The following is a 15,478-nucleotide window of genomic DNA, read 5'->3' on the forward strand; positions in this document are numbered from 1 at the left end:
TCTTCATTAGCGTTCAAGCGTGTTGGGCTCAGGGACGTCATCGGCACTGAGCGGCGTTTCGCGCGCCGCGGCCGTTGTGCTTCGCTCATCGAGCAACGCGGCAAGGGCTTGCGCCGTCTGCACCGAGTACTTCGTCAACAGATCGAAGTGCTTACCCGGCGTGGTAACGCACCTGACCAGTCCCTGCCATTCCCGGACCCAGTCGCCGGTAGGAACAGAGGGGGGCTGGTCGGCAGCCTGGATCAGGAGCAGCGGCGTCTCCAACAGGGACGGCGTCCACCGATGCCCAAACAGGTCGAGATACCAGGCCATGGCGGTGAGTCCGTCATCGTCGTCCGACCAGAATTCGCCTTTGGACTCGGCCCAATCGCGCAGTACGTCGGATAACGCCGCATCGGTCATGGCGCTGGGGGGGAAACTATCGACCAACACCACCGCGTCGGGATGAATACCGCGCGCCTCCAGGCTGCGGGCGGCGGCGTGGGAGACAAGCCCCCCGGTGGAGAAGCCGACAAGCGTGAAGGGCCGCCCTTTGGCGCAGTTCTCGACGGCAGAGGCCAGCGTTTCGGCCGCCGCATCGGCGGTGGCGGGAAGCGCAGCGCTGTCACGGTAGCCGGGTAGCGGTACGGCCGCCACGTTGAACCTCCCTTTCAGCGCGATGCTCAGCCGCTGATAGGTAAGATTCGCCGCCGCGGGGATGAACGAATCCAGACAGATCAGAAGCGGCAGTTGTCCTTCACGGCGCAGCCAGGCCGCCTCGGGAATGTGACTGGAATACTCGGGGGTAGCGAAGCTGGGACGCAGACGCGCGGCGGCAACCAATACGCCGAGGCCTGCGCTGATCTGACCTTGCATAATGGACCGACGCAATAATGTATCGAGGTTGCCTGCCCGCTCGTTGCGCTGGTTCGCTGTCGCGACAGACGTATCGGCGGACTGGCTGACGTTGCTCAACAGGTCGCTTAGGTGTTTCGTCAGCGCGGCGGGCGTTAAGTAGTCGAAGACCGCCGTAGCCGACAGGCGCAGCCCGGTGACGGCGGCAAGCCGGTTGCTAATTTCCACGGAAGTCAATGAGTCGAAGCCCAGAGCGCGAAACTCTGAATCGACTCTGATGGCTTTCCTATTGGGGTGGTTCAGGACGGCGGCCGCATGTTCGATGACCAGATCGAGCAGGAACGGGTCGCGTTCGGCATCCGGCATATCGGCTAAGCGTTGCGCCACGTTAATACTGTTCTGAGGTACTGGCGATGGGGTAATCAGTTCCGATAACAGCGGCGCTGGCGTTGGCGAACGCAGTGCGTTCAGGTTCAAACGCGCCGGTATCAGCAACGGGTGATCGCCGTCAGGCCCCATGCCGAGCGCCGCATCGAGGTATGTCAATCCTATCGGTGTGGGGATTGGCGTCTGCCCGGAAGCGATGATCCGTTGGATCGCCTCGTCGCCGATCTGTTCCCCCATTCCGGATCGTGCCTGCCACATTCCCCAGGCCAGCGCGTTCGCCGGTAACCCGCGATGACGGCGATGGTAAGCGAGGGCGTCAAGAAAGGCGTTGGCGGCGGCGTAATTGCTCTGCCCGGACTGCGCGAGGATACTCACCGCCGAGGAGTAGAGCACGAATGCGGCGAGATCAAGATGGCGGGTGAGACGATGCAGATGCCAGGCGGCATCCACCTTAGGCCGCAGGACGCTGTCGAGTTTGACGGGGGTCAGCGTCTGAATCTCCGCAGGATCCACTGTTCCGGCCGTATGAATGACGCCGATAAGGGGATGTTCGGCCGGGATAGCGTCCAGCAGCGCCGCCAGAGCGTCAGGATCGGCGATATCACAAGCGGCAATGGTCGCTTGAGCGCCCAGTTCGGTCAGTTCAGCCAGCAGAACGGCGGCGCCCGGCGCATCGGGCCCGCGCCGACTGGCAAGCAGGATATGGCGAATGCCATGCTCGGCGGCGAGATGACGAGCGACGATCGTACCGAGGGTGCCCGTACCGCCGGTGATGAGAACGGTGCCATTGGCGTCAAGGGCGCGAGGTATCGTAAGGACGACCCCGCCGGTATGCGCGGCGTTGCGCATAAGCCGCAGCGCGCGAGACGCGTAACGGACATCCATGAATGTCTGCGGCAAGGGGCGCAGGGAACCGTTGGCAAACCGCTCCGCCAGTTGGGCAAGACCGCCGGCGATCCGATCCGGGTCGCGGCGCTCGGTCTTGCCGCTGTCGATAAGGCGGCCGCCGGGGGCGAGCAGGCGAAGAGAGGCATCGGTGAGTTCATCCTCAAGACTGTGCAGGATGACGTCGATGCCGCGACCGCGCGCGGCGTCAGCGAACCGCTGCCCGAAGCCGGGATCCTGCGAGGAAGCAAGGTGCGAATCATCAAGTCCAAGCTTCCGCAGGGGGGCGAAGGCCGCCGGGTGTGCGGTGGCGTATACCTCCGCGCCGAGGCATTGGGCGATCAGGATGGCGGCCATGCCGATGCGGCTCTCGGCGGCATGGACCAGCACGGCGTCGCCGGGCTGAAGAGCAGCCTCATCGACCAGGCTTTGCCAGGCGGCAAGGAAGGCGCTGGGGACGGTCGCAGCCTGGGCGAACGTCCAATCCGCGGGTATGCGCGTCAGGTATCGCTCGTCGGTAATCGCCAGCGAGCCGATGACGCCTTCTTTCGCCATTCCCATAACCCGGTCTCCCCGCCGTAGTACGCTCACGTCCGGGCCGGTTTCAATCACTACGCCGGCCAGGTCGTCGGCAAGCGGTTGGTCGTCAGAGGCGATGGGGCGGTCGTTGATGCCTGCGGCGCGTACGGCAACGCGCACCTGTCCCTGCGACAACGGCGCCTCCGACGCGGGATTGGCGGTAAAGACCGGATCGCCCAGGCCATCGCCGGCCTTTTCGCCAACGGTCAGTCGCCATGACGAAGCATTGGGCAGCGGCATAAAGGCCGGATCGGGCGCGCTTTTCGCCAGTCGGGGAACTAACCTCTGAGCGCGACGCAACGCAAGCTGCGGCTCTCCGGCCAGGGCAATGGCGATGGCGGCGGGCAATTGCTGCCATGAGCCCGCGTCTTCGTCGATATCGATCAGGATAAACCGCCCGGGATGTTCATGTTGAGCCGTGCGCAGCAACCCCCATACGGGAGACAGGGCAAGGTTGGGAACGTCGTCCGCTTCATCCGCGGCTACCGCGTGCTCGGTCACCACCACCAGCGGGCAGTCAGCCGTTCTGGCGTCGGCCAACCACATCTGGACGATATCAAGCAGGGAGTAGACGAAACAGTGGGTTGTCTTTTCCAGCTCACCGTCGGTGGGGGCGGCGCATACGAAAACGGCCGCCTCATAGCCCGGCGCGCTTGCAAACGTATCGAGAGCGGTCTCAATCCGGCTAAAGACGCCAGTGTCCGCGCTTGCGGGCGGCAACTCGACCGGCAGCGGGAAGCGGGCGTCTTGAGGAATGATCCAACATACCTTGCCCGGCGAGGGGGGAGCGGTCAGATCGCACTCGCGCCAATCCAGGCGGTAGGGGCGTTGGCTGCGCGTTTGGGCGCGGCCGAGCTCCTGTGGGTCGACTGAACGCAGCACCACCGAGTCAATGACCGCTATAGCTCTGCCGGTATCGTCAAACAAGCGCAGAGAATGTTCGCTGTGCCTGGCATCGGCATGAGCGGGGGTCGAGGTCATCAGATGGCCGCGTAGCCTGGTGACGCCTTTGGTATAGAGACTCAGGCCGCTGATTGAGAAGATCATCTGGACGTGCTGTTCGGCCTCAATATCCTGCGCCGTAGCGATATACGCGGACTGCATACCGGCATCCAATAATGTGGGATGGATATCAAATCCTTTGCTGATATCAGGATCGTCCGCCGACAAATCCGCTTCGATGTAGATGCCGTTGTCGCGTTGCCAAGCCGCTTTGATTCGCCGAAAAGAGGGACCGAGCGCGTCAAGGCGTTCGTAGAACGCATCAAGATCGATAGGCTCTGCGCCGGTCGGCGGCCAGACCTGCATGTGCAGATCCGGCCACTCGGGAATATCGCGATCGCCAGGCGCCAGCATGCCCGTGGCGTGGCATTGCCAGGACGATTCGTCCTCGGCGTCATTGTCCGGATCCTGCGGTAGTCGAAAGTATAAGTTCACCGGTCTCAGTTCATTGGTTTCAGGCGCGCCGATGCGCAACTGGATATCGATGGCGGCATTGTCCGGCAGAGGCAGGATTTTATGCATGATGAGCGAGTCGAGGCGGCCATATCCGATCTGCGTCCCGGCATGTTGGATCAGCTCGGCGGTCATGGCGCCGGGAGCCGTCGCCGTGCCGTTGACGATATGATCATACAACCAGGGTTGCGTCTTGGGACATAGACTACCGGTGAATATCCAGCCTTGCCGATCGGCCATTTCGATCCCGGCTTCAAGGAAAGCGTGCGTCAGCGAGGTCAGCCCGCCGCCGGAGAAAGTCGGCCCCAGCGGCGGCGCCTTGACCCAGTAGCTGCGTTGCTGGAAGGGGTAGGTAGGCAGCGCTACCCGGCGGGTATGAGGAAGCAATTGCTTCCAGTCGAGAGGCAGTCCCTGGGCATGAAGACCGGCCAGTGCCGCGATAAGGGGGCGTAACTCCTCGCGATCCTTGCGTAGCGTCGGGATCCATATTATGTCGGCTATACCGTGCTGCTGGGCGGTGTTGATATTGGCCCGTCCCAGCGCGGTCAGTACGGCGTCGGGGCCGATCTCCACGACCGTGGCGGTATGGTGTTCCTGCAACCATCTGGCGGTGTCGGCGAATCGCACGGTCCTGCGTGCCTGAGCGGCCCAATAGTCGGGCGAGCAGGCTTGCTCCGTGGTCAACGGGACGCCGGTGACGGTCGAGATAATCGGTATGGCGGGAGGGCGGAAGTCAAGTTTCGCCACGGTACGCCGCAGTTCGTCAACAATGGTATCGATATGCGGCGAGTGGAAAGCGTGGCTGACGCGCAGGCGGTGAGTGCGCTGCCCGCGCTCCTGCCATTGTCCGGCAATACGGCGGACGCTCTCCTCGTCGCCGGAAATCACCGTCGAGGCGGGGGAATTGAGCGCCGCCACGGCAACCTTGTCTTCGTAGCCGGACAGCGAGGGCAGAATCTCTTCTTCGCCGGCTTCTATGGCGAACATCGCCCCCGCGGCGGTGATGGATTGCATCAGCCGGCCGCGTACGGCCACAAATCTGGCCGCATCGGCCAGGGAAAGCACGCCAGCTACGTGGGCGGCGGCTATTTCGCCGATGGAGTGGCCGGCCACAAAATCGGGAGCGGGACCAAGATGCTCGACGACGCGATACAACGCGACTTCAAAGGAGAACAGCGCGGCCTGGGTGAAATCTGTACGATCCAGCAGTTCGGCCTCGGCGGAGCCCCGATCGGCGAACATGATCGCCTTCAGCGGATGCGACAAATGCGGATCAAGATGGGCGCAGACCTTGTCAAGCTCCTGGGCGAACACCGGGGACTGCGCATAGAGGCCGCGGCCCATGGTCGGCCACTGGGAACCCTGGCCGGAGAACACGAACGCGGTATTGCCCGACCGGGCGCGGACGCCCTGAATGACGCCGGAAGCGAACTGGTCGTTTGCCAGCGCGTCCAGCGCGGCAAGCAGTTCGTCGCGGTCTGCGGCGGTGATAACCGCCCGGTAGTCGAAATGCGTGCGCGTGGTGGCCAGCGAGTAAGCGATGGCGGCGAGGTCTGCCTCCCGCAGGTTTGCGATCATTGCGGATAGCTGCGCCGCCTGGGCGCGCAGCCCGCCGGGCGATGCGGCGGAAAGCGGCAGTATTATCCCCGGAACAGGCAACGTCGGCGAGGGGGCCTCGGCGGCGGCGCGCTCATCGGTCGGCGGCGCTTGTTCGAGGATAAGATGGGCGTTGGTGCCGGAGAAGCCAAACGAAGACACCGCCGCGCGTCGTGGCCGTCCGGTGTCCGGCCAGGGTTGTGGTTCGGTGAGGAGCCTGACGGCTTTTGCCTGCGACCACTCGACCTTGGAAGAGGGGACGTCGGCGTAGAGCGTTTTGGGCAACTCAGCATGGCGGATCGCCATGACCATTTTGATAACGCCCGCTACGCCCGCCGCCAGCTGTACGTGACCGATATTCGACTTGAGCGATCCCAGCCATAGCGGGTGTTCCTCAGGACGCTCCCGGCCGTAGGTGTTGATCAGCGCGTTTGCCTCGATAGGATCGCCCAGCGTGGTGCCGGTACCGTGGGCCTCGACCGCGTCCACATCGGAGGGTTGCAGGCCAGCGTCAGCCAATGCCTGACGGATCACCCGTTCCTGTGCGGGACCGTTCGGCGCGGTCAGGCCGTTGCTGGCTCCATCCTGGTTGAGGGCGCTTCCCCGAATAACGGCAAGAACCGGGTGACCGGCCTGAACCGCGTCCGACAGCCGCTCCAGCAGCAACAGCCCGACGCCCTCGGAAAAACCGGTGCCGTCGGCGCTATCGGAGAAGGCTTTGCAGCGTCCGTCGGCGGCCAACCCGCCCTGGCGGGTGAACTCCACGAACACTTCCGGCGAGGCGATGACCGTGGCGCCACCGGCGATGGCGAGCGAACATTCGCCCGTCCGCAGCGACCCGATGGCGAGATGCAGTGCGGTCAGGGATGAGGAACACGCCGTGTCCACGGTGATGGCCGGCCCGTTCAGACCGAGCGTGAAAGCAATTCTCCCGGAGGCGATGCTTGGCAGGCTGCCCTGTAGACGATATCCGTTCACGCTGGGCACCGGCCGCTCGATATCGGGAGTATAGGCTTCGCGGGTGGAGCCGATAAAGACGCCGGTCTGGCTGTTTTTCAGTGCCGCCGGCAATATGCCGGCCCGTTCGATCACCTCCCATGCCGTCTCCAGCAGAAGGCGCTGCTGCGGGTCCATCGCCAGCGCCTCGCGATCGGAAATTCGAAAGAAGCCGGCGTCGAACCCGGCGGCATCCGCCAGAAACCCGCCCTGCCAGGCGCTGGCCGCCTGACGCAGCGCCGGATCGTCGCCGAGCATACGCTCAATGTTCCACCCGCGATTGTCAGGGAGGGGACCGACCGCGTCTGTTCCGCTGGCCACCAGTTGCCACAGCTGCTCAGGCGTTTGGACGCCGCCTGGCAGCCGGCACCCCATCGCCACGATGGCGATGGGTTCGTGAGCGGCGTTGTTCAACTTCTGGTTACTCCGCTTCAACTGCTCGTTGACCAGCAGACTATTGCGAAGCGCTTCGGCGATACGCTCATTGGCGTTGCCTGTGGCCGGCTGCGACGGCAGTTCCGTATTGGACGCCACCTCGTTGGGTCGTTTATCCGCGGCCCGATCGGGCCTTTTTCCTGTTCTGCGTGTCATTAGTTCTCCTCCTTGGTGGAAAGCGCGAGGGCGACCAGTTCGTCGATACTCGCTGTCCTGATGTTTTCGTCGCCGTCGTTCGCGAGGCGGTTGTCCGGGGGTGTCTTACCCTCCGCAAGTTGAAGCAGCGTATTGAGCAGATCGTGCTCGCGCAGGCGAGCGAGGGGAATGGACTCGATGGCCCGACGGATGCGCGAATCCTCGTCTTCTGGCGCCGGGGCCTCGTCGATCTCGGGAATCAGCTGTTCGCCGAGGTGAGCGGCGAGGGCGGCGGGGGTCGGGAAGTCGTAGGTGAGCGTGGCCGGCAGCCGAAGTCCGCTGGCTGCGGTCAGCCGATTGCGCAGCTCCAGCGCCATCAGGGAGTCAAGACCACTCTCCTTGAACGATGCATCAGGAGCTATTTGCGTCGCGTCGTCGAGGCTGAGGATCGCCGCAATATGCTGGGCGATAATCGTCTGCAAATGCTTCAGGCGGGCGGCGGGCTCAAGCGCGGCGAGCGCTTTGCGCAGATCGGGGGCCTTGTCGACGCCGGCTCGTGACCGGCGAGATCCGGTCACGCCTGCCAGACGCTCCAGCAGCGGATGCAGGGTGCCCGACTGACTGTTTTTGCGCAGCGTCTGCTGGTTGAGGGGCACGGCGGCCAGCGCGGCATAAGGCAGATCCAGCGCCGCATCGACCAGAGCATGGCCGTGTTCCGCGGTAATGGGAGCAAAGCCGGTTCGGGCGATACGCGCGTTGTCGGTGTTGGTCAACGCGCCGGACAGACCGGTGACCGGCTGCCACCAGCCCCAGGCGAGCGATGTGGCGGGCAGGCCCTGAAGGTGGCGGTATTGCGCCAGACTATCCAGGAACAGGTTGGCCGCCGCATAGTTCCCCTGCCCGGGGCTGCCCAAGGTCCCGGCACTTGATGAGTACAACACGAAGGCCGCGAGATCCAGATGTCGGGTTAACTGATGAAGATGCCAGGCCGCATCGACTTTGGGCGCGAACACCTTCTTCAGGTCCCCGGCGGTCAGGCTGGTGATGGTGGCGTCGGCCAGAACGCCTGCGGTATGGAATACGCCCGTCAACGGGTGCTCGGCCGGGATGGCGTCAAACACGGCTTTCAAGGCCAGTGGGTCAGCGGCGTCGCAGGCGACGATGGCGACCGTGGCGCCCAGGCTTTCGAGCCCGGCCTTGAGCGGCGCGGCGTTGTCTGACCATGCGCCGCTGCGGCTGGCCAGCACCAGACGGCGTACATGATGCGCGGTCACCAGATGATGAGCCAGCAGCCCTGCCAGCGTCCCGGTACCGCCGGTGATTAGCACCGTGCCGTCGGGGTCGAGGGGCTGAGGGAAAGTCAGCACGATCTTGCCGCTGTGACGCCCCTGTTGCATAAGGCGGAAAGCCTGAATGGCGTCGCGGACACCGTAGGCCGTAACCGGCAAGGGCGTCAGCGCGCCGCTGCGCATCAGGTCGAGCAGCTTGGCCAGCATCTGCGCGGTTGCGTCAGGATCGCCGTCGGGCCGGTCGAGGTATTGGTAAACAATATTGGGATGGGTCGCGGCCACTTGCTGAACGTCGCGCACATCGGTCTTGCCGATCTCGACGAAACGGCCGCCAGCGGCCATAAGATCCATTGATGCGTCAATAAAGGCTTCCGTCAGCGAGTTGAGCACTACGTCAATGCCGTTGCCGCCCATTGTCGTCTGGAAATGAGCGGCGAAGTCGAGGGTGCGCGAACTGGCGATGTGATCGTCGGGAATGCCAAGATTGCGCAGGATATGCCATTTGCCTGGGTGGGCGGTCGCGAAGATTTCCGCCCCCAAATAACGCGCCAACTGAATGGCCGACTGGCCGACGCCGCCGGCCGCCGCGTGTATCAATACTTTTTCGCCGGGCTGGATATTGGCAAGATTCACCAGCGCATAGTAGGCGGTAAGGAAGGACACCGGGACGCCGGCGGCCTGGGAAAACGACCACTCGCTCGGGATATGAACCGTTGTGCGCTGATCGGCAATAACCACAGGGCCGAAAGCGCCTTCGGTCATAACCATCACGCGGTCGCCCACGGCGAACCGCTCCACGCCTGGCCCGACCTCGGCGACCACGCCCGCCGCTTCCGTACCGAATTCATGCTGCGGCGGAATAAGCCCCAGCGCGCACACCACATCATAGAAGTTGACGCCAGCGGCGCGCACGCTGAGGCGGATCTGGCCGGCGCCCAGAGGCGCGGCGGCTTCGGGAGCCGGTTTGAGGATCAGGTTGTCGATTCTGCCCGCGTTCGGGATGTCCATACGCCAGAACGGCGTATCGGATGGCGGCGTGAGCCGTTCGGCAGCGCTGCTTCTGGTCAGGTGGGGGAGGTACAGTTGCCCATCCCTGACGGCCAACTGCGGACGTTCACTCGTCAGCGCAGTGGTGACGGGCGCCAGGTTATCGAGAGGATGGTCGGTGTCGATCAGGACGATCCTGCCCGGGTGTTCGTTCTGCGCGGAGTGCAGCAGTCCCCACGCCGGGCCGTGCGTCAGATGGGGCTTCTCATTGGAGCCGATGGTCATGGCGCGGCGCGTGACCGCCACCAGGATGGTGTGCGACAGATTTTCATTATCAAGCCACTCTTGCAGGACGTGCATGACGTTTTCGCTCATCGCCCGCACGGCGTCAGGCACATCCCCGGTATCCGCGGATGCCCGCGTAGGCAAAGGCCAGATGATGATCTCCGGCGGCGTTGCCGACAAGGCCGCCGCGGCCAGATCGGACAGCCCGGTATAGCGGGGAAGCATGTCGAGAACCGAGGTGCTCCGGGGATCGGTGTCGAGCAGCGCCCAGGTAGCCACCGGGGGCGCGTCCCGGGTAGCGGCCGCGGCGGACGGCAACGGGCTCCATGTCGTGCGCAGCAAATCGTGATCGGGCTGAACGCGCAGCAATTGTCGCAGACGATCGCGGCTTGTTTCACGCAGGTCGAGGGTATCGATGCTCAGAACTGGCGCGCCTGTTTCATCCGTGGCTATCACGCTGACGCTGTCGGCGTTGGTGAGATGCAGCCGCGCGCGCAATCGTCTGGCCGGAACATCGCCGCCGGTGATGCCGTTGAAGGTAAAGGGTAGCCGCAGGCCGTCATTGCCATCGTCCTCTGCGCCGGTGATATCGGGAAGCGCGATGCTGTGCAGCACCGTATCCAGCAACGCCGGATGCAGGGTATGTCCGGTGGCGGTCAACTCATCGGGCAGGTGAGCCTCTACGTACAGATCGTCGCCCTGGCTCCAGACTGATTGCAACCCGTTGAAAGCAGGGCCGTACTCATATCCGGCCTCGGCCAGACGCCGGCGCAGGACGGCAAGATCCACCGGCTCGGCGCCGGCGGGCGGCCAGGATTCGGGAGCGAATACCGGCGTGGATACCGGGGCGGGGCGGGTCAGCAACGCCGTCGCGTGCAGCGTCCAACTCGGCGGTTCGAAACCGTCATCGACGGATTTGCGGGCATGGAGCGTCACGGGGCGCCGGCCTTCCTCATCGGGAGGACCGACTCTGAGTTGCAGGTCGAGCTCGCTCTGCTCAGACAGCACCATCGGCGCCTGGAGAATCAACTCGGCGATGCGATCTTCTCCCACCATCAGCGCCGCGTGCCGGATCATATCGAGATAGGCGGTGCCGGGAACCAGTACCACGCCCGCGGCCGCATGGTCGGCAAGCCAGGGATGGGTAGACAGGCCGATGCGGCCGGTTAACAGCAGTCCCTCATCATCAGGCAGGTCGATCGCGGCGCTAAGCAGCGCATGTTCCGTCGTACGCTGTCCCGCCGTGGAGACATCGCTTGAGGACTCTAGGTTAAGCCAATAGTAACGATGTTCGAACGGATAGGTCGGGACATCGACGATGTCGGCTGCGGGATGGAGCGCGCGCCAGTTGATGTCATGCCCGCTGACATAGAGGCGCGCCATGGCTTCAGTCAGGCATTCGATCGAGGGTTTGGAGCGTTTCATGGTGCCGATGACCGTTGCCGTGTCGCCCGTGGTTTCCTCAATGGCCGGAATAAGCACCGAGTGCGGGCTGCACTCCAGGAAGGTCATATTGCCGGGCTTGGTCAGAGACAAGGTGCTGTCAACAAAACGGACGGGGTTGCAGAGATTGTCGCACCAGTACTCGGCATTCAGCGCCGCGCCGTCGAGCGGGGTGTCGTGCGGATAACCGTCCACGGTACTGTAAAAGGCCACGCGCGTCGGATTGGGGAGCAGCCCGGCGAACAGTTCCAGCAGAACCGGACGGAGGTTGTCGAGACGAGGGGAGTGGCCGGCCACGTCAACGGCGATGCGCTTGGCCCGAACGCCCTCTTTTTTGCAGCGCCGCAGCAGATTGGCGATGGCGTCGGTATCGCCGGAGACTACGGTGGCGGTAGGGCTGTTGAAGACGGCAAGCGTGATGTCGCCGTCGCACCGATCTACGAGTTCCTGCGTCTGTTCCGCGGAAAGACCGAGCGTCGCCATCGTGCCGCTGCCCGACATGGTGAGCATTAACTTGGATCGCAGAGCCACAATTTTCACCGCATCTTGTAGGGTGAGCGCGCCGGCGATATGGGCGGCGGCAATCTCGCCCTGGGAATGCCCGACCACCGCGTTAGGCGACAGGCCGAAGGACTGCCATAAACGGGCGAGGGAGATCATTACCGCAAACAACGCGGGTTGGACGACGTCGACCCGTTCCAGCGACGGGGCGCCGGATTTGCCGCGTAATACGTCGACCAGCGACCAGCCGGTGAACGGGCGCAGCGCCTCGTCAACCTGTTCGATGGCCCGTCGGTAGACCGAGAAGACGTCGTAAAGCGCCATCCCCATTTCCGGCCACTGAGATCCCTGACCCGGGAAGACAAAGACCAGCTTGCCTGTTCCGTTGGGCGACAAAACGCCCTTCGTCAGGCCCGGGTGATCCCGGCCTTCGGCCAGCGCTTGCAAGCCCTTGATAAGGCTATCGCGCGACTGCCCCCACACGGCGCTGCGGCAGGGAAAGCCGCTGCGGGAAACGCCCAGCGAGTAACCGATATCGACGAGGTTGATATCGGGTCGGCTGATAACATGCTCACGCAGACGGGCGGCCTGCGCGCGCAGCGCGGACTCGGTCTTCGCCGAAATCGGCCATAACATTTCCGGCGGTGCGCTCGCGCCCTCGGCGCCGTCCCGCGCGTTTGCCGGCGTAGCCGGCGGCTGCTCCACGATAAGATGACCGTTGGTGCCGGAAACGCCGAACGAGGAGATCGCGGCGCGATGAGGGCGGCCGTCCACCTCAGGCCACGGCTGTTGCTCGGTGAGCAACCGAACCGCGCCGGTTGACCATGCCACCTCCCCTGACGGCTCGGTAACGTGCAGAGTCCGGGGGATCAGACCATGACGAAAGGCCATGACCATCTTGATTACCCCGGCAACCCCGGCCGCCGCCTGGGTGTGGCCGATATTGGATTTGATCGATCCCAACAGCAAAGGGCGCTCCGCGGGACGTTGCTGACCGTAGGTAGCCAGCAGCGCATTGGCTTCGATCGGATCGCCGAGACGCGTACCGGTGCCGTGGGCCTCAACGACGTCGATATCCTGAGGCGTCAGACCGGCGTTGGCCAGCGCACGGCGGATGACCTGCTGCTGCGCTGTCCCGCTGGGGGCGGTCAGGCCGTTGGAGGCGCCATCCTGATTGACCGCGCTGCCGCGGATCACGCCGAGAATAGGGTGTCCGTTGGCTTGCGCCTGCGATAATCGCTCCAGCAGCAGTACGCCAATGCCCTCCGATAGCCCTACGCCGTCGGCCGAGGCCGAGAAGGCTTTGCATCGGCCGTCGGGGGCCAGCACCCGCTGCTGGGAAAAATCGATGAGCACGCCCGGCGTGGGCATCACGGTTACTCCGGCCGCCAACGCCAGTTTACAGTCGTTGCTACGCAGCGCTTCGCTGGCGGTGTGGATCGCCACCAGAGAGGATGAGCAGGCGGTGTCAATGGTGATCGCCGGGCCTTCCAGCCCCAGACAGTACGCTAACCTGCCGGACGCCACACAGGTTGCGGTTCCCATATACCCATAGCCGGAGACCTCTTCGGAAGCCTGCTGTAGATGTGGGCCGTACTCCGTTCCCATCACGCCGGCGAATACGCCGGTGTTGGTGCCGCGCAGGGTTGTCGGGTCGATGCCGGCGCGTTCGATGGCTTCCCATGCCACCTCCAGCAATAGACGTTGCTGCGGTTCCATCGTTGTGGCCTCACGCGGCGAAATGCCGAAAAATCCGGCATCGAAGCCGGTGGCGCCATAGAGAAAACCGCTGGTCCGCGTGGAGATCTTGCCAAGCTTCCCGGGTTCAGGGTCATACAGATTACTCGTGTCCCAGCCGCGGTCGGAGGGATAGTCACCGATGGCATCGCGGCCTTCCTCTACCAGTTGCCACAGTGATTCCGGGCTGGTCACCCCGCCGGGATAACGGCAGCCGATGCCGATGATGGCAATAGGCTCCTCGGTGTGGCTGCCGGCGTCGGTGAGTTCATCCTGCTCGTCGGGAGACGCCAGGCCGAGCGCGCGGCGCAGATGCTCGCTGAGCGCGCGCGGCGTTGAATAGTCATAGACCAGGGTTGATGGGAGATCCAGCCCGGTCGCGGCCGAGAGTTCCTTGGCCAGTTCCACCACCGTAAGGGAAGTGAAGCCGATATCGCGGAAAGCCTGAGTATCGGAGGCAAAGGTTTGCCCCAGCAACGCCTCGGTCTTATCGGCGACCAGGCCCAGTAGCCTCTCTCTTTGCTCCGATAACGGGCGGTCAACCAACGCGGCGCGGTCGAGGAACGCCCCCGTCGGGCAAGGGTCGCCCTGTTCGTGGACGCCCGCGTCTGCGGGAGAAATCGCCGCTTCAGCGGGGGATTCCGCCGCAGGATTGGGGGTGATGGCGATCTGCGGGAAAAACGTTTGGCACACCGCGTTCCAGTCAATCGGCGCGCCGTTGACGAAGGCATGTGTAAGGGCGTAGAGGAAGCTTTCCTGGTCGCCTTTTCTGCGATCAAGCGTGGAGACCGCCGCGCCGGTTACGCCGGCGGAGCGCAGAAGCTCGTCGATGACCGAGGTCAGAACGGGATGCGGGCTCACTTCGATAAAGAGTCTGTAGCCGTCTTGGATAAGCGCCCGCAGGCTTTTCTCAAAAACGACGGTTTCACGCAGAATGCGGAACCAATACTCGGCGTTGAGATCCGTGCTATCCAGTCGTGAGCCGGTAACGGAGGAGTAGAGGGCGACGCGGGGTGAGGTTGATGCCGTGTCCGGCGCCTGCTCTGTCACCATCTCCCGCAGCGTATCCACCTGATGGCAATGGCCCGCGACTTCGCCTCCCGGCACTTTCCATGCCCAAAGGCCCTCGGTTTTCAACTGCGCCAGCAGTTCCTCAAGGGCTGCGTTATCACCGCTGACGGTCACGCTTCTGGGGCTGTTGACCGCCGCGATATCCAGCCGTCCGGCCCATTTGCCCAGCAGCGGGGCGATACGTTCGACGGACGCGGCAATCGATACCATGCCGCCTTGCCCTTCGATACGCGTGAGCGCCTGGCCCCACAGGGTGGTCAGTCTGGCGGCGTCCTCGGTGCTCAGATAGCCGGAAGCGTGGGCCGCCGCGGCCTCGCCGACGGAATGTCCCACTACCGCCGCTTCGCGGATGCCAAAAAACCGCCACGCATCGGCCAGCGCCGAGGCCAGGGTGAATTGAACGGGTTGGATTTTAGCGAGTCGGGTAAAATCTTCACCGGCGGCAATGGCCTCCGCCGGATTCCAATCGAGATAGGATTGCAGAATCTCGCCGTAGTGATTGAGCCGTTGGCGAAATTCCGGGTAGGCCGCCAGTAGCTCCGTTGTCATGCCGGGCCACAGAGGCCCCTGGCCGGGGAACACAAATACCGGTTGACGCTCGGCGTCGGCGACGCCATGAATCAGGTTACGCGCCATGCGTCCTTGCGCGAGCGCGGTGAGACCGCTGATAAACCCCGCCTTGTCCGTCGCAACGACGGCGCCGCGGTGACTGGCATGCGTTGAGCCAAGGCGGCGGTAACAAAAGGCCGGCAGCGCCTCGATCGGCGTTGATTCAACCTCCGGGATCAATCGCTTGGCCGCCGCGGCAAGCGCTTGCGGCGACTCTCCTGAAACGATCAGGGGTAGATTAAAAAAAGCCATTG

General features: G+C 63.9%; 2 protein-coding genes. Both read right to left on the reverse strand.

Annotated features, from left to right (window positions below; all coding sequences use genetic code 11):
• Positions 1 to 6: 6 nt before the first annotated feature.
• A complete protein-coding gene (locus DDT56_RS13985) occupies positions 7 to 7,323 on the reverse strand; it encodes a type I polyketide synthase (protein WP_136167057.1) in 7,317 nt (2,438 codons plus the stop codon).
• The gene (locus DDT56_RS13990; protein WP_136167058.1) at positions 7,323 to 15,476 is read right to left on the reverse strand and encodes a type I polyketide synthase; all 8,154 of its coding nucleotides are present in this window, start codon (positions 15,474 to 15,476) and stop codon (positions 7,323 to 7,325) included. The genes DDT56_RS13985 and DDT56_RS13990 overlap by 1 nt, the downstream gene beginning before the upstream one ends.
• Positions 15,477 to 15,478: the final 2 nt, after the last annotated feature.

Source organism: Brenneria corticis (assembly GCF_003115855.1).
GTDB classification, from domain to species: domain Bacteria; phylum Pseudomonadota; class Gammaproteobacteria; order Enterobacterales; family Enterobacteriaceae; genus Brenneria; species Brenneria corticis.

What these genes read in the sequence shown, in the direction of transcription:
- DDT56_RS13990 (WP_136167058.1), bottom strand. Translation starts at nt 15,476, where the DNA reads ATGGCTTTTTTTAATCTACCCCTGATCGTTTCAGGAGAGTCGCCGCAA.
- DDT56_RS13985 (WP_136167057.1), bottom strand. Translation starts at nt 7,323, where the DNA reads ATGACACGCAGAACAGGAAAAAGGCCCGATCGGGCCGCGGATAAACGA.